This window comes from Nonomuraea guangzhouensis (assembly GCF_019396345.1).
Classification (GTDB): Bacteria; Actinomycetota; Actinomycetes; order Streptosporangiales; family Streptosporangiaceae; genus Nonomuraea; species Nonomuraea guangzhouensis.
In genome coordinates this window covers 451,189-472,456 of record NZ_JAHKRM010000001.1, presented here as the reverse complement: position 1 = coordinate 472,456, position 21,268 = coordinate 451,189, and the positions used below count along the sequence as shown (strand labels likewise).

Sequence of the window (21,268 nt, the reverse complement as noted above, 5' to 3'; positions counted from 1 at the left end):
TACGAGGTTTGAGGATATGCTGACGGCATGCACACAGATTTGCCCGACTTCGACATGCCGAACGAGGAGCAGGTGCACCTGGCCGCCGAGTCGTTCCGGCTGCTGTCAGACCCCACCCGCATCAAGATTCTGTGGGCGTTGCTGCAAGGCGAATCCAACGTCGCCTGCCTGGCCGAACTCGCCGACGCCGCCCCCACCACGGTCAGCCAGCATCTGGCCAAGCTGCGCCTGGCCGGGTTGGTCAAGGGCCGCCGGGAGGGCACCTTCGTCTACTACAGCGCGGCCGACGAGCACGTGCGTCGCCTGTTGGCCCAGGGCCTTTACCACGCCGACCACATCGACCGCGACGGCCAGGCCGACCATCAGGCTGGTGACCAGACTCCCGCCGTGACCGTACGCACCGCTTCCTGACCTGGGGCCGCGCGGGGCGCCTCGGCGCCGATGCAGCCGACGGGATGGAAACCGTGCCGGCTCTCACTCAGGCTGACCGGAAGAGACAGCGTCCAGCTTCAGATGGGTCCAGAACAGGCCCCGCCGGTCAACCGGGGTGAGCCACGGCGCGGAGACCTCGGCGTGCTCCCGGCCGTCGCCGGTCAGGTCGCCGGCCTTGCCGAAGAACAGGTCTTTGCTGGTAGAGCTGAAGTTCTCCACCACGAATAGGCCCAGACGGTTGTCCCAGGGAAGCCTTCGCAGGTTGCCGCCTCCGATGCTTCAGGGCGATTCCGATTCTCGGGGTGCGAGCGAAGGATCACCTGAATCAAGGCCCCAGGCTCCAGATGCGTATCGCCTTGTCGCTACCGCCGGTAATCAGCACGGGGGTCCCGTCGCTGCGCTTGCCTGCCGCCACAGCGAAGATCGGGCCGGAATGAGCGGCGAAGGATTCTCCCAGCGCCTCTCCGGTGTCCAGATCCCACACGGACACGCTGCCGGAGTCGTCACCGTAGACGATGGCAGGGGAACCGTCACCGCGTCGCCCTACCGCCATGTCCGCGAATCGGGTGGCCGGGATCTTGATGGACTCCCCGACGGGCTTTCCCGTGTTCAGGTTGTACGTCAAGATTTTGCCGTCGGGTGTGTCTTCATCCGGTAGTGGGAAATCGGTGTTCGCGGAGACGGCGACGGGTGTGCCGTCGCGGCGCTTCCCGACCGCCAAGGCTCGGGCCTGACACTCGTGGCAGCTGTAGAGCGGCTTGGTGAGCGGCTTGCCCGTCTCCATGCTCCAGATGCGTGTCCGACCCTCGGTGTTGGCCGTGACGACGACGGGCGTGCCATCGCGGCGTTTTCCGGCCGCCAGGTCTGTGGTCGTGGTGAAGATCTCGGGGAAGGACCTCTTGATGTGTTTGCCCGTGTTCAGATTCCACAGCCCGACGACGGATCTGATTCCCCCTGCGGTGGCGGCGATGACCGGGGTGCCGTCTCGGAGTTTCTCCGTTGCCACGCCCCACATGATGTCGCGTTCGGACACGATGGGTTTGCCGATCGGTTTCCCGGTGTCCAGGCTCCAGATCCGTACGCTGCTGTCCTCTTCACCGCCGGAGATGATCACCGGGGTGCCATCGCTGCGCTTGCTGATCGCCAGGCTGTAAACCTCTTGGCGATGCCCCTTCAAGGGCTTTCCGATGGGTTTTCCGGTGTCCAGGTTCCAGATGCGGATGGTTTTGTCGTACCCGCCAGAGACGATGACCGGCGTGCCGTCGCTACGCCTGCCGACGGCCAACGCCAGCACTGTACTCGCATGCCCTTTTAGGGCGTCACCGATCTGGGTGCCCAAGGGAGGGATGTCGGCTGAGGACGAACGACTCGACGAGAGAACAACCTCGGTCGCAGCGTTGCTCGCCACAAGGTTCAGCGAACCAATGGCTAACAGCACACCCGCAGCAACGACTACGAACCTGGTGCCCACCGCACGTACCTCGTATCTATGTTGATCATTGGCCCGGATCAGACTAGTGGCTGTGTTCGCGCCACAGGAAGAGGCGGACTTCGGACTTCCGCAGTTCGCGGCGCACGCTGGCTCAGGGGCGGTGATTCTCCCCGCGGAGCCATTCGAGGTAGCTCTCGGTCCCCGCCTCCATGCGTCGTTGTGATAGGCGGATTCTCCGTGGTGTCCGTGGTGACTATCGCGAGTCGCCAGAGGGCGGCCGCCTCGCGTGCCTCCAGGGACCGGGATGCCCGAGCGCGCGATGGCCGGCCCGATGACGATCTGCGGCAGGTCTTCGCGATGGTCTGGAGAGCCGAGTCGAACATGTCGGCCTTCAGCGGGTGACGATCATTCCGCATCGGTCTTTGTGCGGGCTGCCCCACGAGACCCACTGCAAATAGGGAACGAGTCGCGCGGCCGTTTCCAGGGTCAGACGGCGAGGGTCGAACCGCGTACGACAAGTTTGGTGGCGAGTTCGATGTGGTTGGATTCGATTTTCTCGCCGGCGGCCAGGCGCAGCGCGGTGCGCAGGGCGACCGCACCCATCTCGCGCAGCGGCTGGCGTACGGTGGTCAGCTGCGGCGAGGTCATGGTGGCGATCTCGGTGTCGTCGAAGCCGACGACACTGAGGTCTTCGGGGATGCGCAGGCCGCGGGCCCTGGCAGCCTGTATGGCGCCCATGGCGCTCTCGTCGCCGGCGGCGAAGATCGCCGTCGGGGCGGGGTGCAGGTCGAGCAGGATGGCTCCTTCTTCTATGCCGTGGGGATAGCAGAAGCCCGGAGTGCGGACATATTCGGCGGGTACGGGCACGCCCGCGGCTTCCATGGCGGCGCGGTAGCCATGCATGCGTGCTTGGTTGGTGGTCGAGGTCGCGGGGCCGCCGAGATAGGCGATGCGGCGATGGCCGAGGTCCAGTAAATGCTGGGTGGCGGACAGGCCGCCGGCGAAGTTGGTGGCGCCGACGCTGGTCACGCCGGTGTCCGGCAGGTTCAGCGGATCGATGACGACCACCGGGAGACGGGCCTTGGACAGCGCGACGAGCTGGGCCGAGGTCGGCGCGCTCATCAGGGTGATCATCGCCCGACGCCCGGCGGCGACCAGGTCGCGAGCCCAGGAGCCGCCCACGCCGGCCAGGTCTTTCGTATAGGTGACGACGACCGCGACGCCCAACTCGGCTCCGGCCTCGACCGCGCCCTTGATGACCTCGGTGGAGTAGGCACACAGATCGTCCACGCCCAGCTCGACCGTGGCCGTCGCCTGCGCTAGGTCTCGGCGTGACGAGGGCGGCACGTAGCCCTGTTCCAGCAGGAGGGACTGCACCAGCGAACGAGTGGCTGGTGCGACGTCGGAGCGGCCGTTGAGCACCTTGGACACTGTGGCCACGGACACACCGGCCGAGGCGGCGACGGTGGCCAGCGTGGCACGCCCAGGGTTGCTCGGCATCGATTCCTCTCTAACGCCCGACACCTACCTTAAGGTGTGACCAGCCGGGACGCCTCCGAATTAACGATCAATCCAGTGGTCGATGGCCGTTGGCCACTCACCGGAGTTCCACGGGGACGGCGAGCGAGTGGTCTGGAGAGTCGAGCCAAATATGCTGGCCTTCAGAGGTGACGGTCATTCCGAACCGGTCTTTGTGCGGGCTGCCCCACGACACCCACCGAAGATAGGCGGCTTCCAGCTCATTCCAGAGATCACGCGGTCCGCGCTGTAGTATCGCTACTCCTTTGTAATCGGGGGCATAGTGCACCTGAGCGTCGGAATCAGCTGACCACAGCGACAGGTGGAATTCCCCGCCTTCCTGGTTTTCGTGCATGCCGTACACCTCCGGCAGCATTCCCGCGATAGCGACCTCCGCTCCATAGGAAGAGCGCACTACTCTGCGGGGATCGAGGTAGGTCGTCGACTTTCGGTAGACGTCCTCAAGCCGGGGGTGACTCCAGCGCTGGGATCGCAGCAGCATGAAGTCCACCCCGCCGTGGAACCTTCCCACGGCGGTGCCGTCTCCGACCGCGATCAACTTGACCAGATGCCCCCCGGCCCAGCGAGGCATCCAAGGGAGCACGATCGCGCCGCCGGGGCGGATCTGTTCCACCCAGGCGTACGGCACCTCGCGTACACCGCAGGTGACATGGACACGATCGTAGGGCGCTCCTTCGCGCCGGCCTTTGGCGCCGTCGCCCAGCACTAATCGGGGCGAAAGTCCGGCCTTCTTCAAATGCTCGGTGGCTGTGGTGAGAAGGGCCTGATCGATCTCGATACTGGTCACGTTCTCGTCACCGAGTCGGCTCGCCAGTAGTCCCGCCGTCCATCCCGTGCCTGTGCCGATCTCCAGGACCTCATCCCCGTCATAGGGGTCGAGCAACGTCAGCTCCGCCGCGACCACGCCTGGTGCGGACGTCGAGGAGGTGTAGTCGCCTTGTCCGTGTTCCAGCTCGGTGGCGCCGTCGTCGATCTGCGTGACGATCGCCGTGTTGGAGTACGCGACATCCAGCCACTTCTCGGGGTCGGCCGTACGGTCGATGAGAAACCCGGGACCGTCGTCAGGATGGCACCAGGCTTTGTCCGGGATGAACAGGTGGCGGGGCACAGCGTGAAACGCGTCCCGCCATTCGTCGTCCAGATCTGTCAGCTGGTCGCTGAGGGCGGCGATGCGCTCACCGATGCTCATTTCTGCCCTGGCTTCTCGTGCTGGCCGGGTTGATCGGGGCGGAAACCGTCCGAGCTCGGTTTCGGCTTCTCGACTGGTTTTTGGGATGGCTTGTCGCCTTCGTGCTTGCCCATCCTTGGAATCTCCTTCCATTTCGCCGGATTTATCGCATCGGCGGGGTCGAAGAGCATCTCGGCGTGAATTCTACGACGGGAGCGAGTGCCGAGTGATGGAATAGAGAAGATCTGGATCGCTGGGCAGGCGTCTTCGGCGAATCGATAAGATGTAAATAACTAGTTCTGTATCCGATAGTCGGGTGGGCGACCGGTCATAGACCTGTTACTCGCATGGTGATGTTGAGGCGGCCCGAGGTCAGACCGGTGGCGGGGTTTCCGGTGCCAGGAAAGACCTTGGGGACGCCGTGGTAGGCGAAGCGTGAAGGGCCGCCGAAGACGAACAGGTCGCCGCTGCCGAGCCGAACGTCGGTGTACGGCCGGCCGCGCGTCTCCGTGTTGCCGAAACGGAACAGGCAGTCGTCGCCGATGCTCAGCGACACCACCGGGGCGGCAGAACGTTCGTCCTTGTCCTGGTGCATGCCCATTTTGGCTTGGCCGTCGTAGAAGTTGATCAGCGCTGTGTCGGGGGTGTAGTCGTCGGCGGGATCGCCGTACGCCGCTGTCAGGGCGCGGCGGCCCAGGGCGACCATCCAGGAGGGGAAGTCGGCGACCTGGAGGCCGTTCACGTCGTTCGCGACGCGGGTGTACTTGTACGGCTGCCAGTGCCAACCGATGCATACGGTCTGCACCGACATGACGCCGCCTCTAGGGAGTACGGTGTGCCGGATCGGGACCGGGGCCGCCGCCCACTCGCGGCACGCGCGTACCAGATGCTGCTGCTCATCCAGCGTCAGCCAGCCGGGCGCGTGGACAGCGCCTGGGGCGATCTCTCGCATAGGGAGCGGGATCATGTCGGGTCCCGGTGGATCAGGTTGCGGGTGATTCGCCAGGTGGTGCCGTCGGTGTCCGCTCCGCGCATGCCCTCCAGTGTTCCGGGGGCGGCGAGGGCGACGGCTTGCGCGGTTGAGGCGAAGCCGAACGTACGTTCAGGGTCCCAGCCGGTGCTCTGGCGGAGTCGTTCGCTCATCCGGGCCCAGCCCAGCGGGGCCCCCGCCACCACCCAGGCGTCCGGCGGACCTGCCGCGAACCGCCTGGCCTGACGGAGCCACGACGCCGCCTCCTCCGGCCAGTCGACGACCGCCAGCACGGTGCCTTGCCTCGGGTCGCCGCCGCCCCGAACGCCGCCTTCCCAGGCGTCCGCGAATGCCTGCGCGGAGAAGCCGGCGTCGCGGCCGTGACCGATCACCACGGTCTCCACGCGCGGCCGGGCGACTTCCAGCAGGCCGAGCAGTCCGGCCAACTCGGCCGATGTGTGCCCATACACCGCCTGCTCGGTCGCTGTGTGCCCAGCCATCGCCAGCCCGTCCGCCGCCTGTTCGGCCTTCCAGAGCTGGTACGCCTGCGGCAAACACACCGCGCACGGCCGGTACCCCGCCGCGATGGCCGTCACCTCATCCACGAAGAACACCCGCTCCTCCACATACCCCCCGCGCGAGATCGCCCGCAGCGCCGACGGGCAGTCCAGCCGCCCGTACAGCCGCGCCCGCCGGTGCCCGCCCAGCGTCCCGGGCACCGGGCTGGTGTACGGCCACCCGTCGGCGCCGATCAGCGTGTACCTCACGCGGCGTCGTGGAAGACGAGGCCCAGCGTGTGCCGCAGCCCCGAGCGGACCGTGCTGACGCCGTGCCGCACCGGCGACGCCGACCACCCTCGGGAGGACTTCACGGGCCGGTCCCGGGTGGTGAAGATCAGTCCCCGGCCCTGCGGCAGCAGGGTCACCGTCCCGCGCGACTGGGCCCGTGGACGCTGTTCCACCAGCAGGAACTCTCCTCCGGTGTAGTCCTCGCCCGGTTGGTCGAGCCCGATGACCACCTGCAGCGGGAACACCAGGTCCCCGTACAGGTCGCGGTGCAGGGCGTTCCAGTCGCCCTCCTGGTACCGCAGCAGGATGGGCGTCGGCTTGGTCTGCCCGGCTTCGTGGCACATGTCCAGCCACTCGTCGAAGCTGTCCGGCCAGGGCGCGGGCCGGCCCAGCCGGGCGGCCCAGTCGCGGGCGATCGGCAGCAGGTGCGGGTAGAACGCCGCCCGCAGCTCCGCCACCAGCGGTGGGAAGGGCTCGCGGAAGTAGCGGTACTGCCCGCGGCCGAACCGGTAGCGCTCCATGTCGATCGTGGAACGGAACCGCCCGACCTCCCCGTACAGGCCGGCGATCTCCTTGCAGTCGGCCGGTGAGAGGACCGGCGGCGTCAACGCGCAGCCGTACGCGTTGACCTCCTCGGCCAGGGCCGTCCAGTCGGCCTTCATGATCTCCTCCATACGTCAGAACGAGGTCAGATGAGCTGCGGCTGCAGCGCGCCTTCGAGCGTGAGCAGCGCGTGCTTGCGCTCGACGCCGCCCGCGTACCCGGTCAGCGAGCCGTTCGCGCCGACGACGCGGTGGCAGGGGCGGACGACGAGCAGCGGGTTCGCGCCGAGTGCCGCGCCGACCGCGCGGATGCGGTCGCGTGGCGCGCCGACGCTCGCGGCGAGCTCGCCGTACGTCGTGGTGGTCCCGTACGGTACGGCGGCCACGGCGGCCCAGACCCCCTCCTGGAAGGCCGTGCCGGTGGTCGCGTGATCCAGGTCGAAGGCGGTCCGCTCGCCCGCGAAGTACTCGCGGAACTGGCGCTCGGCCTCGGCGAACGCGCCAGGCTCCCGCCGCCACTCGGGCCGCACGCCACCGCCGAACGCCGTGCCGGTCAGCGCGGTGCCGCCGAACGCCACGCGGGTCAGCGCGGTGCCGTCGCCTACGAGCAGGATCTCGCCCAGTGGGCTGTCGATCGTCGTGTAGATGCTCATACTCTCTACAACACCGTCGCCACCCGGAAAGTCAGCGGTTTTCGGACCTCTGGGCAGGCCAATTCGGGGAGACCAGGCCCGCGTCGTAGGCCACGATGACCAGTTGCACGCGGTCGCGGGCGCCGAGCTTGGTGAGCAGGCTGGCCACGTGCGCCTTGGCGGTGCCGGGGCTGATGTGCAGGTGGGCCGCGATTTCGGCGTTGGACAGGCCGCGGCCAACGAGGGTGAGGATCTCGTGTTCGCGTCCGGTGACGCCGTTGAGTTCGCGGTGCCGGGCAGCCGGGGGGCGCGTGGTGAAGTCCTCGATCAGGCGGCGGGTGACGCTGGGCGCGAGCAGGGCGTCTCCGGCGGCCACCACGCGGATGGCGGTCAGGATGTCGTCCAACGCCATGTCCTTGACGAGGAACCCGGAGGCGCCCGCGCGCAGCGCGCCGTAGACGTTCTCGTCGTCGTCGAACGTGGTCAGGACCAGAACGCGCGTCGGCAGCAGCTCGGCCGTGATCGTTTCGGTGGCCGTGATGCCATCCATTTCCGGCATCCGGATGTCCATCAGCACAACGTCCGGGCGGAGCTGTCTCGCCAGTTGCACGGCCTGCGAACCGGTCCCGGCCTCTTCGACGACCTCCACGTCCGAGGTTCCGTCGATGACCATGCGCAGCCCGGCGCGCACCAGCGGCTGGTCGTCTGCCAGCAGCACGCGGATCGTCATGAGATCGGCAGCCTCGCCGCGACCCTGAACCCGCCCTCGGGCCGCGATCCGGCGGTGAAATGCCCGTTCAGCAGCGCCACCCGCTCCCGCATCCCGGCGATGCCGTAGCCCATGCCCTCGCGAGCGCTGTCTCCGCGCCCGTCGTCGACGATCTCGACGCTCAGCTCTGAGCCCGCGTAGCCGATCGACACCCGGCAGCGGGCGGCATCCGCGTGCCGTACGACGTTGGTCACCGCCTCCTGGACGATCCGGAACGCGGACTGGTCGACGGCGTCGGGCAACGGGCGGCGTTCGCCCTGCCAGCGGACGTCGACCTGGACGCCCGCGGCGACGGCCGTCGACGTCACCCGGTCGAGGTCGGCCAGCCCGGTGGGCGGCGGATCGGGCCGGCGCAGGACGCCGAGCATCTGCCGCAGCCCCTTCAGGGTTTCCCGGCTGGTGATCTCGATGGCGTCCAGCGCGTCGCGGGCCTGATCGGGACGGGTGTCGATCACCCGGCGGCCCGCTCCGGCCTGGATGGCGATGCTGCCGATGCTGTGGGCGACCATGTCGTGCACGTCGCGGGCGATGCGCAGCCGCTCAGCCGTGACCGCGTGGACGCGCACGGCCTCGCCGTACTCGCGCCGCTGCCGGATCGCGGTCCCGGCCAGCCAGGCGAGCAGGACACTGCCGGCCAGCAGCGCGGTCAGCGCCAGGAACCCGGGGACGAGGGCGTGCGGCCACAGGGAAACCTGCCACACCCCTTCCACTACGGCGAGTGTGACTGCTGCCGTGGTGACCCCGGAGCGGGTGGCCGCGATGACGCAGACCAGGACGTCCGCGGCCAGGATGAGCGGCCAGAGCTGCTCGGGGGACCCACCGACGGCCAGCGCTGCCAGCACGACGGCGAGCACAGGCAGCGGGTAGCGCCTGGCCCATGCCAGGGGCAGTGCCATCGCGACCGCGGCGCCCGCGAGCGGCAGCACCCGCGGGTCCGCGTCGTCGCTGCCACTCAGCAGCGCGGCGAACTGCAGCAACGCGAACCCGGCCACCACACACCACGTGAGCAGCTCCCGCGCGAACGGCGGCAGCCGCTCCAGGAGCGGAGGACGGGGCGGATGGGCGAGCACGCCCTCGATCGTAGCCGCGACCCCGTCTGACCAGCATCGGCCTGGAGGCGTATGCCCGCGGGCCAGTCCTCTGGCCCGGATTCTGGCCTGCGGCCAGATGCCGGGCGCCACGGGCTCCGGCAGCGTTGAGCGGGTGATCGAAGTCAACCAGCTGACCAAACGCTACGGCGGCGTGACGGCGGTGAACGGCCTGACGTTCACCGTACGGCCCGGCCACGTCACCGGGTTCCTCGGCCCGAACGGCGCCGGCAAGAGCACCACGATGCGCATGATTCTCGGCCTGAACCGGCCCACCAGCGGAAGCGCCACCGTCGACGGACAGCCGTTCGCGCGGCGACGTCACGGGCTGCGGCACGTCGGCGCGCTGCTGGACGCGGGTGACGCGCATCCCGGGCGCAGCGCTGCGGCGCATCTGTGGGCGCTGGCCCGGAGCAACGGCCTGCCGCGCCGCCGGGTGGCGGAAGTCCTGCGGGAAGTGGGGCTCGAGGGCGTGGCTCGCCGGCGGGTGGGCGGGTTCTCCCTGGGCATGCGCCAGCGGCTCGGCATCGCCACCGCGCTGCTGGGCGACCCGCCCGTGCTGCTGTTCGACGAGCCGGTCAACGGTTTGGACCCCGAGGGGGTGCGCTGGGTGCGCGGTCTGTTCCGGCGCCTGGCCGAGCAGGGGCGTACCGTCCTGGTCTCCAGCCATCTGATGAGCGAGATGGAGAACACCGCCGACCACCTCATCGTGATCGGCCAGGGCGAGCTGATCGCTGACGAGAGCCGCACCGAGTTCGCGGCCCGTGGTGCCGGTGCCCGCGTCACCGTACGCACGCCCGACCCTGACGAACTCGCCGCCGTGCTCACGCTCGACGGCGCCTCTGTGCGGCGCGACGGCAGCGGGGTGCTCACGGTGACGGGGATGAGCGCCGGCCGGATCGGTGAGCTCGCGTACGAGCGCCGGATCATGCTGCACGAGCTCGCCCCGCGCACCGCGTCGCTGGAAGAGGCGTTCATGGAGTCGACCGCCGGTCACGCCGACTACGTCGTGGGCGGTCGTCGATGAGCCTGCTCGGCGCGGAATGGATCAAGCTGTGGTCGCTGCGGTCCATCCGCTGGGTGATCGTAGTCGGCGTGCTGGTGCTGGTCGCGCTCGCCGTCCAGTCGAGCCTCGACGCCTACGCCGAGTGGCCGGCCTTCCGGGCGCGTGAGAAGGCCATGTTCAACCCGATGACGGAGGCCTTCAGCGGGTTCAGCGCGATCGTGGTCATGATCGGCGCGGGGAGCGTGGGAGCGCTGACGGTCGCCGGGGAGTACGCCGGCGGCCTGATCCGCACCACCTTCACCGCGGTCCCGGCCCGTGGCCGGGTCATGGCGGCCAAGGTGGTCGTCGTGGCGGGGGTCATGCTCGCCGTCGGCGCGGTCGTCTCGCTCACCACGTACGGCGCGAGCCGGGTCATCCTGTCCGGCCGCGGCGCCGGGGGCGCGATCGGCGATCCGGGCGTCGTGCGGGTCCTGGTCGCGAACGCCCTGCTCGCCCCCGTGTCGGCACTGGTCGGCATGGGCATCGGCGCGCTGCTGCGGCACACCGCCGCCACCGTCGTGGCCGTGTGCGGCGTACTGGTCATCCTGCCCACCCTCTTCAAGCCGACCGTGCACCAGTGGGCCAACGACCTGTACGCGATGTTCCCCTTCTACGCCTGGCGGACCTGCCTGTCCCTCCTGCATCCCCGCGACGAAGCCGCTCTGCCCACGATCACCGGGTCGTGGATCGCCTTCGCGCTCTGGCCGCTCGTCGCGGCGGCCGTGACCCTCATCGTCGTGCGCCGGCGCGACGTGTGACATCTGAAAGAGGAAACCCTGTGAAGCAGCCCTACATCCTGGCGCTCGTTCTGCCGCTCCTGCTGATGCCCTGCGCGACCCCGAGTGCCGCCAGTGCGACGACCACCGCCGTCAAGCTGGAGCTCCCTCGCCCCACCGGCCCGTACCCGGTCGGCCGCGACATTCTGCACCTGGTGGACAAGAGCCGCACGGACCCCTGGGTGCCCAAGGACGGCCCCCGGCAGTTGATGGTGTCGATGTACTACCCGGCCCGATCCGCGACCGGTGCGAGCGCCCCGTACATGACCGTCGAGGAGGCCCGCTCGCTGCTGGCGCGCAAGGCTCCCGGCGCCACCCTCCCGGCCGAGGCCATCGCCGCCACCCGCACCTATGCCCACACCGGCGCCGATCCGAAGAAGGGCCGATATCCGCTGGTGGTGCTCTCATCCGGCCTCGGCCTGCACCGCGCCGGCCTCACCTCCCTGGCCGAGGACCTGGGCAGCCGCGGGTACGTCGTCGCGCTGGTCGACCATGCGTACGAGTCCTCCGGCACCGCCTTCCCCGACGGCCGGGTACTCACCTGCGCGCCCCTCTGCGACCAGCCCAAGCCGCCGGAGGGTGGGCAGGCGACCATCACCAAGAGCCGGGCCAAGGACATCTCCTTCGTCATCGACCGGCTGACCGACCGGCACCCGGCCTGGAAGCAGGCCCGCATGATCGCCACCAAGCGGATCGGCATGGCCGGACACTCCCTCGGCGGCGACACCAGCGCCGCGACCATGGGGGTCGACAAGCGGATACAGGCCGGTGCGAACCTGGACGGCACCTTCCACCCCGCCATCCCCGCCGGCAGCCTCGGTAAGCGCCCCTTCCTCCTGATGGGCAGCCAGGCGGACCACGTCCCCGGCAAGGACGACACCTGGGACGGCAGCTGGCCGAACATCAGCGGCTGGAAGCGCTGGCTCACCGTCGCCGGCACCAGCCACAGCAGCTTCACCGACCTGTCCATCCTGGAGAAGGCGGCGGGCATGTCCACCCCCGGCGGCCTCTCCCCGGAGCGCTCCCTGCAGCTCACCCGCGCCTATGTCGGCGCCTTCTTCGACCAGCAGTTGAAGCACAAGAAGCAACCGCTGCTCGACGGCCCGACCCCGGCCAATCCCGAAGTCGCCTTCCACAACCCCTCGTAGTGGGGCGCATACCCGGAAGGCCCGACATGCTTGCCTCATGCGGGCGAGCAGGGCCGAAGCATTCTCGTGCTGTGAGACCGAGTAGTTGCAGGCCTTCGTTGGGGTAGCTGCGGTAGTGGTCGTTGGCGGCAGCGATATTGGTCCAGCCGATCAGGCGGGCCAGGCCGATGGCTAGGTTGCGGAGGCCGGCCATGATCCGGGGTGCGGTGCCGGTGCGGACACGGGAGGCGTCTTCGCGGTAGGTGACGTCGCGGATGTGATGCAGTACCTCGACGCTCCAGTGTCCGCGGAACAGTGCGGCGAGCTGGGAGTGGGTGATCCGTCCGGGTGACAGGCTGGTGACGGCGTAGGCGGTGACGATGGTGGTTTGCCGGTCTTGTGGTCGGTGCGGCGGCGTTTGACCTGGATCGCCTGGGCGGCGTGCGGGAAGGGCAGGTCGGGGCGGACGGTGCAGATCTTCATGCGGCGGATCTCGCGGCGGCTGTGCCCAATTTCGTTTTTACGGTCGTTGAGGATGGCCTCGCGCCAGGGTAGGGCCTTGAGCCGGCGGTGCAGGGTTGGTTGCCCTTGACAATCAGCAGGTAGTGGCCGCCTGTGGCGGCGATCTGCCGCGCGTGCTCCTGCTGAGTGTGCAGGGCAAGCGCCGCAATCAATCCGATATAGATCGTCTTCGCACTCGTCAAGCGGGGCGTCTGCTTCACAGGCCACGATATGCCAATGGATTCACGTGGCACACGCTGGCTATTACTTGTTGCAGGGTGCGCTCTGGTCGCACTAGTCGTCGCCGTCGCTTGGAGGACAAACCTGGCCGAACAGAACCATCTTGCTGACCTCGCTGCCGTGATTTTTGGAGCGATCGCAGTTGTGTTTGGATGGATGGGGTTGGTCTTCGCCTGGCGTCAGAGCAGGCCAGCGTTGCCGGAGCTTCCTGCTGCGGAACAGGTTCTTGCCGAGCAGGTGGAGCAGCAATGGCGCGATGAAGCACGGCTGCTTTTGCTAGATAACCCTCACCCGATCCCGGTTCGATGGCAACTCAGCGTTGACAGAGCATCGATGAGCCAGCCTCATCTGATCGCTAAAGACAATCTCGTCTTTACTGGCAACAGCAATGACATACCCGGCTTGGTCAAGCAATTCCGCGCACTAAAGCGTCGACGGTTAGTGATCACAGGAGGGTCAGGTATGGGCAAGACCACGCTGGCGATCCAACTGCTACTAGAGTTACTGGCCACCCGCAAAGCAGAAATGGCTGCCGCTACTGGCAATGAGATCGTGCCGGTGCCAGTGCTATTGCCGATCAGCGGATGGGATATCGACAAATACCCTCTCCTGCAAGACTGGCTCGGAGTTCAACTTGCACGGAACTACCCAGCGCTAGCCGCAACCAAGCACGGTACCGATGCAGCCGCCAGGCTAGCCAAGGGCGGATACGTTCTGCCGATTTTGGATGGTCTGGACGAAGTATCGGAGGCAGGCCGCTCTCGTGTCATCGACGCACTCAATATCTCACTTTCAGCCCATGACCAGCTGATTATAACTTCCCTTAAGCGGGAATTTTCCAAGGCCGTCAAGAAGGCGGTTCAACCCCTCAACGCTGCCGCCCATATCGTTCCTAAGCGCCTCACTCTACAGGCATCTGTCGACTATCTAAGCGCCTGTCTGCCCGCCTCGCCGCCCGACGCCTGGCGAAAGGTTCTAGCTGCTTTAGAAAACGGCACCGCCCCCGGTTTGACTGAACTCGCCGCCACTCCACTCGGTTTATGGCTAATCCGCAGTGTCTATCTCGCCCCCAATGCTGATCCAAGCCCTTTGATCGAGCATTTAGGCAGCGATGCAACCGCCCTACGCGTTCATCTCCTAGACCGGATCATTCCCGCTCTTATTGCTAGCCGCCCGCCCAGCGGTGATCCGGCGGATCATTTTCGCCCGCGTCGCGAGCTTGACCCCACGGCTACCCGGCGCCAATTAGCTTACCTGGCTCGCCAGTTCTCTACCACGCGCGACATCGCTTGGTGGCGAATTGCAAAAACCGGTTCCCGTGGGCTCAGGCTTTTCATCCAATTCACGGACGGACTAGTGTGGATGCTCGCATCCGGTGGCGTCTTCATCTACATATTCGCAGGGGCGGATGTGGAAATCCCGCGTGGCTTCGGGTTCGCTCTCGGACTACTCTTTGGCGCAGTAGGCGTGCTAGGTGCTATCACCTGGTTCGATGACTCTCCCGGCCAAGCTAGCCTTCGCATGCGCGGACGAACGCTCAAGCTCGTGAGATCCATTTTCTCGTGGCGACACGAGTTTATGGCACCAGTTGCCATGGGAGCTGCAGGCGGAATGGCTGCACACAGCCTTAAAGTTGGTCTCTTGGCCGGAATATCGGGATGGCTCATGGGCGTTGTCCCGCATGCTCTAGTTGAGTGGGCAGAGCAACCCATACTGACATCGATCAGCACACCTCGGTCTACGTGGCGATCCGATAGGACTCTCACGCTGCTGAGGTCACTCGCAACAGGACTCTTGTGCGGACCTGCATTGGGAATGCTCGGGATACTGGAGATACTCGGGAATTCGACTGTCTCCGACGGAGGGCCCATGGCCACATTCACAGTTGGGGTTGGATTCGGGTTCGCGTTTGGCTTCATGGGTGGAACCGCACTCGGAAGGCATCACGCCTGGTTGGCCTGCGCCGCTGCTATCCTCCCGTTAGCTATCGCGAAACAACTGCCCGCACGGATCATGGACTTCCTTGAAGACGCCCATCGACTTGGACTACTGCGAACCGTGGGACCGATCTACCAGTTCCGGCACGCTTTCTTGCACGACCATTTCGCGGCCCACCCCACAGACATCGGCTCAACACGGCGGAACTAAGTCGTCGAGTCAGGGCCGGAGCGTTCTCTGCTGGTGGGGCCCACGCAGGCTCGATTAGGCCGGGTGGCTGAGGGCACCCGGGGGCCAATGCCGTTTAGTTAGCGATCTTGCTGGTAGCGTCGCTCGGTGATCTTGAAGGGTGGGTTAGGCGGTCTGGATCGGCTGACGGATCTGGTGGCGGTCGGCGCGTTGACAGCACTGATCCCTCGCCAGGTCCTGGACGCGGCCATCGCCGCACACGAATGCCGGGAGCGGCGGGTTCGTAAGCTGCCCGCGCACGTGGTCGTCTATCTCCTGATCGCGCTGTGTCTGTTTCCTGACGATGACTACGAGGAAGTCGTCGAGAAGCTGACCGGGATGCTCGCATTTGTGCCGGGCTCGCGGTGGGAGCCGCCGACGCGAGGTGCGGTGACCCAGGCCCGGCAGCGGTTGGGCGCCGAGCCGGTCAAGGAGGTGTTCGAGCGTGTGGCCCGCCCAGCCGCTTCCCCGACGACGACGGGTGCCTGGCTCGACTGCTGGCGGCTGATGGCGATCGACGGATTCGTGCTCAACCTGCCCGACACCGCGGTGTCCGCGGCGAACCTCGAAGAGTTCCCCAAGGACTGCGCGGGCGGGTATGAGACCGCATTTGCGCAGGCCCGGGTCGTGAGCATCAGTGAGTGCGGCAGTCACGCGATCGTCGCGGCGGATGTGTCGGGCTGCTGGGACGGTGAACAGACCCTGGCCTACTCCCTGTACGAGCGGCTGGAGCAGGACATGCTGCTGCTCGCCGATCGCGGCTTCTACAGCTTCTACGCCTGGGGTCAGGCTCGCCGTAGCGGCGCCCAGTTGCTGTGGCGGGTGCAGGCCGGGCTGCGTCCGTACTGGCTGCGGGACCTGGACGACGGATCCTGGCTCGCGGTCATCACCAATCCCGTGGTCGGCCTGCACCGGTCGCAGAAGGACCGGTTGCGTGAAGACGCTCGCCAGGGCCGGCCCCTCGACCCCGACCGGGCGGTGGTCGTGCGCGTGGTCGACTACAGCGTGCCCGATCGCAAAGGCGACCACATCCGGCTGATCACCAGCATTCTCGGCCCGGCCGAGGCCACCGCCGAGCAGCTGGCTTCCTGCTACCACCAGCGATGGGAAGCCGAAACCGGGTTCGACCAGCTGAAAACCCATCTGCGCGGGCCGGGCCGGATTCTACGGTCCCGCACTCCCGACCTGGCGCGCCAGGAGATCTGGGCCTACCTCCTCACCCACTGGGCCCTGGCCACCCTGATCTGCGTCGCAGCCACCACCGAGGGGGTCGACCCCGACCGGATCAAGTTCCTGGCCACCCCTGCGCATCGTGCGCCGCTCGGTCACCGACCGGGCGGCCTTTCCCCCTGCACCCCACGACATCCTCTGGACGCGCACCGTCCACCAGGTCGGCCGACCTCGCAACCGCAACCTCTCCCGCCGGCACCGCAGCTACCCCCGAGCCGTCAAACGCACCCGACGAAGCAGCTACAGAGAACGCCGCCCCTCCGACAAGGGCATCCGGCACGCAGGACCGCCCACCGTCGCACTCCTGCCCCGGCAACCTCGAACCAGAACATGATCGCTAACTAAACAGCATTGGTGCGGGCGAGGCCGACGGAATGATCAGACCATTACCTCGCCATTTATGGATGCTGAAGAGTTCTTGCATGATCTGAACTAAAGGTCGGTCGACCATCGGGGCGGCGGGGTCTTCAGGACTTTCGGTGGGGGAAGGCGCTATTTGCAATCGCTGACTTCTCTTTGGATCTGCTTCTCTTTTGCGCCGAAGGCCTTGAAGTCGTTGCTGACGTCCAGCTTGCCGTCGACGATGCCCTGCAGTGTGGGCTGGTCGCCATACTTAATCATCACGCCGACCATGCAGTCGAAGGTCGATGCCGGGAGTTCCTTGAGATCCGGCGTCTTCTTCTTCATGGCGTCAATCAGAGTTGCCTTGTCGATGGTCCCGGCATCAGTCTTACCTGCGGTGTCGGCGCTGCCTCCGCAGGCAGAGGCCGTCGAGACTAAGACAATGGTCGTCAGGGTCAGCACGGCGGAACGGGCGATACTCGAAATGTTCATGAGGATCCTTCGAATTGAATGGGGGAATCGATTGAGCGCTTTAAGTGCCCGGCGCGCCGAGCGTATCGCAATTCTCGACCGACCCTCGAACGCTCATTGGGTGCGGGAACGGTCGTGCTGAAGCTTTGCCGGGCGAAAAGAGCCTGCCGATGATCGTAATGGCCTTGCGTGTGTGGCCGCAAACCAGCGTGGTATGCCACCGCCCGACCCGAGTAGTTCCACGTCGGCGCTTCCGGGCTGCCAGGTGGGTGAAGATGAAAGGCTGAGTGAGGCTTTTTCATCCCTGATGGCGGATTATTGATCACAGTATGATCGCGAGCCTGGTATTCACCTGACGGCGTAAGAAACCCCTGGTATATGGATTGGCGCCGGCGGGGTAGAACGTCGTGTCAAGAAGATCCGCCACATCGTCCAGGCCAAGCGGAATGTCATTGTCGCGGTTCGGTCGCCTTCCACAACCCCTGACTCCCCGTACGAGCGAAGAGCCCCTCCCTCGTAGGGTGCGTGGGCGGGAACGGTACGTTACGCCCATGTCTTCCACCCCCCGCCCGGACGACCGCGTCTCGTCCGCCTTTCGGTTCGCCACTGAGCTGGTCGCCTGGGTCGCGACTCCGTGGGCTCTGGCCGCCCATTCCGTACTGCTGGCCGTCCTATCGGTGGTGGTGCTGATCGGGTTGCCGACGCTGTTCTCGACCCCGGGTGACAAGCGGAATGTGATCGTCGCGGTGCCGGGGTGGGTGACGATCGCGCTGGTGCTCCTGCAGGTCGTGGCCGCCGTGGCAGCGGCGTGGGTTGCCTGGCATGTGAGCATCGCCGTGCTGGTGTCCGTGCTGGCCGTGGTCACGGTGGTGCTGGAGCTGCCGCGCTGGCGTTGGTTGGTCTCCCAGTGAAGACGTAGACGTGGTATGTCGGTGTTGTATAGCCTTTCTGGAGGTTCTCCCGGGACTCAAGGGGCCCATGAACAGGCTGGCTGACGAGGACTTGGCGCTGCTGCTGCTGATCCGGTCCTTCGAACGGAAGCTGCTCGCGCTCTTCGAGCGGGGCGAGCTCAACGGCACCACTCACACCTGTCTCGGGCAGGAGTACGTCCCCGTGTCCCTGCGGCCGCTGCTGCGGGACGGTGACTGGGTGTTCAGCAACCATCGTGGTCACGGTCACTACCTGGCCAGGTTCGAGGACCCCGAAGGGCTGCTCGCCGAGATCATGGGCCGGAAGGGCGCCGTGTGCGACGGCGTGGGGGGCAGCCAGCACCTGCGCCGCGACCGTTACCTGTCGACCGGGGTGCAGGGGCAGAGCCTGCCGGTGGCCACCGGGGTCGCCCTGCACCTGAAGCGGCGCGAGCCCGGCGGGCTCGCCTGCGTGTACATCGGTGACGGGACGTGGGGCGAGGGGGCGGTGTACGAGGCGTTGAACCTGGCCCAGCTCTGGCGCCTGCCGCTGCTCGTCGTGGTCGAGCACAACGGCATCGCCCAGTCCACGCCGACGGAGCTGCAGATGGCGGGCACCATCGCGGGACGGGCGGCCGCCTTCGGGATCGGGCACACGCGGGTGACGAGCTTGGATATTTCCGAAATAAGACGACAAATCGCGCCTTTGGTGGAGATCGTGAGAGGCGGATCGCCATTAGTCGTCGAGTTCGCCACGCACCGCCTCGGCCCGCACAGCAAGGGCGACGACACCCGCCCGCCGGACGACTTACGCACCGACTGGTACGCCTCCTACCAGGCCGAACACCCCGACCAGTCGGCCCGCCTGGAAGCCGCGGCAAGCTCCCGCATGGACGAGATCGCCGCAGAGGTGGCCGCCCGGCCCCTGGCCACCTGGACGACCGCGTGACGGCAAGGGTCGGCGAGAACCTCAACCAGGCCCTGCACGGCCTGCTCGGCGACGACCCCAGCGTGTACGTGCTCGGCGAGGACCTCCTCGACCCCTACGGCGGTGCCTTCAAGATCACCCGCGGCCTGTCCACCCGCTTCCCCGACCGCGTCCTGACGACCCCGCTCAGCGAGGGCGCGATCGTCGGCGCCGCCTCCGGCCTCGCGCTGGCGGGGGAGAAGGCCATCGTCGAGATCATGTTCGGCGACTTCGCCGCCCTCGCCTTCGACCAGCTCGTGAACTTCGCCAGCAAATCCGTCTCCATGTACGGCCGGCGCGTCCCGATGCCGCTGATCATCCGCTGCCCCTCGGGCGGCAACCGCGGCTACGGCCCCACCCACAGCCAGAACCTCCAGAAGCACTTCATCGGCGTGCCCGGCCTCTCGCTGTTCGAGATGTCGCCGTTCCACGACAACCGCGCCGTCCTCGACCGCATGCTCGCGCTGGCAGAGCCGTGCCTGCTCTTCGAGGACAAGGTCCTCTACACCCGCCGGATGTACGACGTGGACGAGCTGTTCACCTGGGACCTGGTCGAGGACGTGGCCGTGGTGCGGTTCGACGGCGACCTCGACTACGTGGTGATCGCCCCCGGCGGCGTGGCGCACCGGGCCATCGCCGCTATGCGCACGCTGCTGCTCTCCCACGACCTCGCCGGCGCCGTGCTCGTCCCGTCGCGCCTGTACCCGTTCGACCCGGCCGCGCTGCTGCCGCTGCTCGGTCAGGTGGGGGTCGTCTGCGTGGCGGAGGACGGCAGCGCGGGCGGCACCTGGGGCAGCCACCTCGCCGCCGACCTGCATCAGCGGCTGTGGGGCTTGCTCCGGCGGCCGATCCGCCTGGTCAGCTCGGCCGACAGCGTGATCCCCACGGCCTCGCACCTGGAGCGTGCCGTGGTGCTGCAGGACAGCACGATCAGCAGCGCCGTACTGGAGGCGCTCGATGGTTGAGATCCGGGTCCCGAAACTGAACAACAACGACTCGGAGTACACGCTGCTGGAGTGGCTGGCGGCGGACGGCGCGCGGGTGCGGCGAGATGATCCGCTCGTGACGGTGGAGACGTCCAAAGCGGTGGAGGAACTGGTCAGCGAGCAGGACGGAGTGCTCACCCACCTGGTACGCGCGGGCGCGTCGTGCACCCCTGGCCAGCTGATCGCCCGAATCGGCCCGCCACCGGCCGCCCTCCCGGAGCCGTTCCAGGCGCCGATCCCCGCCGCCGACGGTGGGCCGAGGGAGTCGGTCGCCCTTCCGGAGTCGGTCCCGGCCGCCGATGGCGGGCCGATCATCACGGCGCCGGCCCGCGCGCTGCTGGACCAACTCGGCCTCGACCCCGCGCTGGTGGCCAGGCTCGACGTCAAGGTGGTACGCCGGACCGACGTGGAACGACTCGCGGCGGCCACCGGCGCCAGCGAGGCCCCCGAAAACGCCGAGAGCGCCACACCCCCCGAGAAGAGCGGCGCACATCACGACGCCGGACAGACCCGCCCGCTGTCCAACCACCAGCGCGCGGTCGGCAGGACCGTGACGCTGTCGCACCAGTCCATCCCCGCCGGCTACACCGCGATAAAAGTCGACGTAACCCCCGCGCTGACGACCGCCCGAGCCCTGACCAGACGCCTCCGCAAGCTGGTCGGCCTCCCCGACCTGCTCATCGCCGCCGTCGCCCGGCTGCATGCCGACTTCCCGATGTTCTTCGCCGAACTCATCGATGACAGGACCGCCCGCATCCCCGACCAACCACGCGTAGGCGTGACGATCGACATGGGCGCCGGCCTCTACGTGCCGGTGATCCGCGACCGCCTGGCCGTGCCGGACATCGCCGAGCGCCTGGCCGAATTCCGCGGGCTCGCCCAGCACGGCGGTTTCACCGAGGCCCACCTCACCGGCGGGAACATCGTCGTCACCCTTCACCATGACGCCGACATCATCATGGCCATCCCGATCGTCTTCCCCGGCCACGCCTGCGCCATCGCCCTCACCTCACCGCAGCCGGACCGCGAGCGCACGGTGGCGGCGATCGGCCTGGCCTACGACCACCGGCTGATCAACGGCAGGGACGTAGTCCTGTTCCTCCAGGCGCTGAAGGAGATCTTAGAGAGTTCGCCCGAGAGCCTGTAGCC

General features: G+C 67.3%; 22 protein-coding genes. 10 read left to right on the top strand and 12 right to left on the bottom strand.

Translation table 11 applies throughout. The annotated features are described in order from the left end of the window. Nucleotides 1-27 precede the first annotated feature (27 nt). On the top strand, nucleotides 28-411 hold the full coding sequence (locus KME78_RS02135; RefSeq protein ID WP_219526978.1) for an ArsR/SmtB family transcription factor: 384 nt from the start codon (nucleotides 28-30) through the stop codon (nucleotides 409-411). A 63-nt stretch (nucleotides 412-474) separates the two neighbouring features. Here the strand turns inward: KME78_RS02135 and KME78_RS02130 are convergent, their stop codons facing one another. The 11 genes from KME78_RS02130 to KME78_RS65875 form a co-directional block, all read right to left on the bottom strand. Further along, nucleotides 475-654 carry a hypothetical protein gene (locus tag KME78_RS02130; RefSeq protein ID WP_219526977.1) on the bottom strand — a complete coding sequence of 60 codons (180 nt, stop codon included), beginning with the start codon at nucleotides 652-654 and terminating at the stop codon, nucleotides 475-477. A 103-nt stretch (nucleotides 655-757) separates the two neighbouring features. Then, entirely contained in the window at nucleotides 758-1,903 is a 1,146-nt protein-coding gene (locus tag KME78_RS02125; protein WP_219526976.1) for a WD40 repeat domain-containing protein, read from the bottom strand. 447 nt (nucleotides 1,904-2,350) lie between these two features. Next, on the bottom strand, nucleotides 2,351-3,364 hold the full coding sequence (locus tag KME78_RS02120) for a LacI family DNA-binding transcriptional regulator (protein WP_219526975.1): 1,014 nt from the start codon (nucleotides 3,362-3,364) through the stop codon (nucleotides 2,351-2,353). Nucleotides 3,365-3,461: 97 nt separating this feature from the next. Further along, nucleotides 3,462-4,592, bottom strand: coding sequence for a methyltransferase domain-containing protein (locus KME78_RS02115; protein ID WP_219526974.1), 1,131 nt, complete (start codon nucleotides 4,590-4,592; stop codon nucleotides 3,462-3,464). Beyond that, nucleotides 4,589-4,762: a hypothetical protein gene (locus tag KME78_RS02110; protein ID WP_219526973.1), complete on the bottom strand. Its 174-nt coding sequence runs from the start codon at nucleotides 4,760-4,762 to the stop codon at nucleotides 4,589-4,591. Before KME78_RS02110 ends, KME78_RS02115 begins: the two co-directional genes overlap by 4 nt. A gap of 137 nt (nucleotides 4,763-4,899) precedes the next feature. Next, entirely contained in the window at nucleotides 4,900-5,538 is a 639-nt protein-coding gene (locus tag KME78_RS02105; RefSeq protein ID WP_219526972.1) for an alpha-ketoglutarate-dependent dioxygenase AlkB family protein, read from the bottom strand. After that, nucleotides 5,535-6,308 (bottom strand): type 1 periplasmic-binding domain-containing protein, encoded by a 774-nt coding sequence (locus KME78_RS02100; RefSeq protein ID WP_219526971.1) that lies wholly within the window; start codon nucleotides 6,306-6,308, stop codon nucleotides 5,535-5,537. The genes KME78_RS02105 and KME78_RS02100 overlap by 4 nt, the downstream gene beginning before the upstream one ends. Then, nucleotides 6,305-6,991: a 2OG-Fe(II) oxygenase gene (locus KME78_RS02095; protein ID WP_246650128.1), complete on the bottom strand. Its 687-nt coding sequence runs from the start codon at nucleotides 6,989-6,991 to the stop codon at nucleotides 6,305-6,307. Before KME78_RS02095 ends, KME78_RS02100 begins: the two co-directional genes overlap by 4 nt. Nucleotides 6,992-7,017: 26 nt before the next feature. Further along, entirely contained in the window at nucleotides 7,018-7,524 is a 507-nt protein-coding gene (locus KME78_RS02090) for a methylated-DNA--[protein]-cysteine S-methyltransferase (protein WP_219526969.1), read from the bottom strand. A gap of 31 nt (nucleotides 7,525-7,555) precedes the next feature. After that, on the bottom strand, nucleotides 7,556-8,233 hold the full coding sequence (locus tag KME78_RS02085) for a response regulator (RefSeq protein WP_219526968.1): 678 nt from the start codon (nucleotides 8,231-8,233) through the stop codon (nucleotides 7,556-7,558). Next, nucleotides 8,230-9,342 carry a sensor histidine kinase gene (locus KME78_RS65875; RefSeq protein WP_219526967.1) on the bottom strand — a complete coding sequence of 371 codons (1,113 nt, stop codon included), beginning with the start codon at nucleotides 9,340-9,342 and terminating at the stop codon, nucleotides 8,230-8,232. The genes KME78_RS02085 and KME78_RS65875 overlap by 4 nt, the downstream gene beginning before the upstream one ends. Before the next feature lie 133 nt (nucleotides 9,343-9,475). Here KME78_RS65875 and KME78_RS02075 point away from each other — a divergent pair, with 133 nt between their 5' ends. From KME78_RS02075 to KME78_RS02055, 5 genes are all read left to right on the top strand, one after another. Continuing rightward, complete coding sequence (locus KME78_RS02075) at nucleotides 9,476-10,387, top strand: ABC transporter ATP-binding protein (protein WP_219526966.1); 912 nt, start codon at nucleotides 9,476-9,478, stop codon at nucleotides 10,385-10,387. Next, on the top strand, nucleotides 10,384-11,163 hold the full coding sequence (locus tag KME78_RS02070) for a hypothetical protein (RefSeq protein WP_219526965.1): 780 nt from the start codon (nucleotides 10,384-10,386) through the stop codon (nucleotides 11,161-11,163). Before KME78_RS02075 ends, KME78_RS02070 begins: the two co-directional genes overlap by 4 nt. Before the next feature lie 20 nt (nucleotides 11,164-11,183). Next, nucleotides 11,184-12,329 (top strand): alpha/beta hydrolase family protein, encoded by a 1,146-nt coding sequence (locus KME78_RS02065; RefSeq protein ID WP_219526964.1) that lies wholly within the window; start codon nucleotides 11,184-11,186, stop codon nucleotides 12,327-12,329. A gap of 717 nt (nucleotides 12,330-13,046) precedes the next feature. After that, nucleotides 13,047-15,197 (top strand): NACHT domain-containing protein, encoded by a 2,151-nt coding sequence (locus tag KME78_RS02060; RefSeq protein ID WP_219526963.1) that lies wholly within the window; start codon nucleotides 13,047-13,049, stop codon nucleotides 15,195-15,197. 174 nt (nucleotides 15,198-15,371) lie between these two features. Further along, complete coding sequence (locus tag KME78_RS02055; protein ID WP_219526962.1) at nucleotides 15,372-16,790, top strand: IS4 family transposase; 1,419 nt, start codon at nucleotides 15,372-15,374, stop codon at nucleotides 16,788-16,790. A 147-nt stretch (nucleotides 16,791-16,937) separates the two neighbouring features. On the opposite strand, the gene KME78_RS02050 is transcribed toward KME78_RS02055, so the two are convergent. Continuing rightward, entirely contained in the window at nucleotides 16,938-17,279 is a 342-nt protein-coding gene (locus KME78_RS02050; protein WP_219526961.1) for a hypothetical protein, read from the bottom strand. A gap of 530 nt (nucleotides 17,280-17,809) precedes the next feature. On the opposite strand from KME78_RS02050, the gene KME78_RS02045 reads away from it, so the two are divergent. The 4 genes from KME78_RS02045 (at nucleotide 17,810) to KME78_RS02030 (ending at nucleotide 21,266) form a co-directional block, all read left to right on the top strand. Then, entirely contained in the window at nucleotides 17,810-18,169 is a 360-nt protein-coding gene (locus KME78_RS02045; protein WP_219526960.1) for a hypothetical protein, read from the top strand. A 67-nt stretch (nucleotides 18,170-18,236) separates the two neighbouring features. Continuing rightward, nucleotides 18,237-19,115, top strand: coding sequence for a thiamine pyrophosphate-dependent dehydrogenase E1 component subunit alpha (locus tag KME78_RS02040; RefSeq protein ID WP_219526959.1), 879 nt, complete (start codon nucleotides 18,237-18,239; stop codon nucleotides 19,113-19,115). Then, nucleotides 19,112-20,098: an alpha-ketoacid dehydrogenase subunit beta gene (locus KME78_RS02035; protein ID WP_308126774.1), complete on the top strand. Its 987-nt coding sequence runs from the start codon at nucleotides 19,112-19,114 to the stop codon at nucleotides 20,096-20,098. The genes KME78_RS02040 and KME78_RS02035 overlap by 4 nt, the downstream gene beginning before the upstream one ends. Further along, complete coding sequence (locus tag KME78_RS02030; protein WP_219526958.1) at nucleotides 20,091-21,266, top strand: 2-oxo acid dehydrogenase subunit E2; 1,176 nt, start codon at nucleotides 20,091-20,093, stop codon at nucleotides 21,264-21,266. The genes KME78_RS02035 and KME78_RS02030 overlap by 8 nt, the downstream gene beginning before the upstream one ends. The last annotated feature ends 2 nt before the right edge of the window (nucleotides 21,267-21,268 follow it).

Bases quoted from the DNA above. Each gene is read 5' to 3' on its own strand.
- KME78_RS02135 (WP_219526978.1), top strand. From the start codon at position 28: ATGCACACAGATTTGCCCGACTTCGACATGCCGAACGAGGAGCAGGTG.
- KME78_RS02120 (WP_219526975.1), bottom strand. From the start codon at position 3,364: ATGCCGAGCAACCCTGGGCGTGCCACGCTGGCCACCGTCGCCGCCTCG.
- KME78_RS02115 (WP_219526974.1), bottom strand. From the start codon at position 4,592: ATGAGCATCGGTGAGCGCATCGCCGCCCTCAGCGACCAGCTGACAGAT.
- KME78_RS02110 (WP_219526973.1), bottom strand. From the start codon at position 4,762: ATGCTCTTCGACCCCGCCGATGCGATAAATCCGGCGAAATGGAAGGAG.
- KME78_RS02105 (WP_219526972.1), bottom strand. From the start codon at position 5,538: ATGATCCCGCTCCCTATGCGAGAGATCGCCCCAGGCGCTGTCCACGCG.
- KME78_RS02095 (WP_246650128.1), bottom strand. From the start codon at position 6,991: ATGAAGGCCGACTGGACGGCCCTGGCCGAGGAGGTCAACGCGTACGGC.
- KME78_RS02090 (WP_219526969.1), bottom strand. From the start codon at position 7,524: ATGAGCATCTACACGACGATCGACAGCCCACTGGGCGAGATCCTGCTC.
- KME78_RS02085 (WP_219526968.1), bottom strand. From the start codon at position 8,233: ATGACGATCCGCGTGCTGCTGGCAGACGACCAGCCGCTGGTGCGCGCC.
- KME78_RS02070 (WP_219526965.1), top strand. From the start codon at position 10,384: ATGAGCCTGCTCGGCGCGGAATGGATCAAGCTGTGGTCGCTGCGGTCC.
- KME78_RS02060 (WP_219526963.1), top strand. From the start codon at position 13,047: ATGGATTCACGTGGCACACGCTGGCTATTACTTGTTGCAGGGTGCGCT.
- KME78_RS02050 (WP_219526961.1), bottom strand. From the start codon at position 17,279: ATGAACATTTCGAGTATCGCCCGTTCCGCCGTGCTGACCCTGACGACC.
- KME78_RS02045 (WP_219526960.1), top strand. From the start codon at position 17,810: ATGTCTTCCACCCCCCGCCCGGACGACCGCGTCTCGTCCGCCTTTCGG.
- KME78_RS02040 (WP_219526959.1), top strand. From the start codon at position 18,237: ATGAACAGGCTGGCTGACGAGGACTTGGCGCTGCTGCTGCTGATCCGG.
- KME78_RS02030 (WP_219526958.1), top strand. From the start codon at position 20,091: ATGGTTGAGATCCGGGTCCCGAAACTGAACAACAACGACTCGGAGTAC.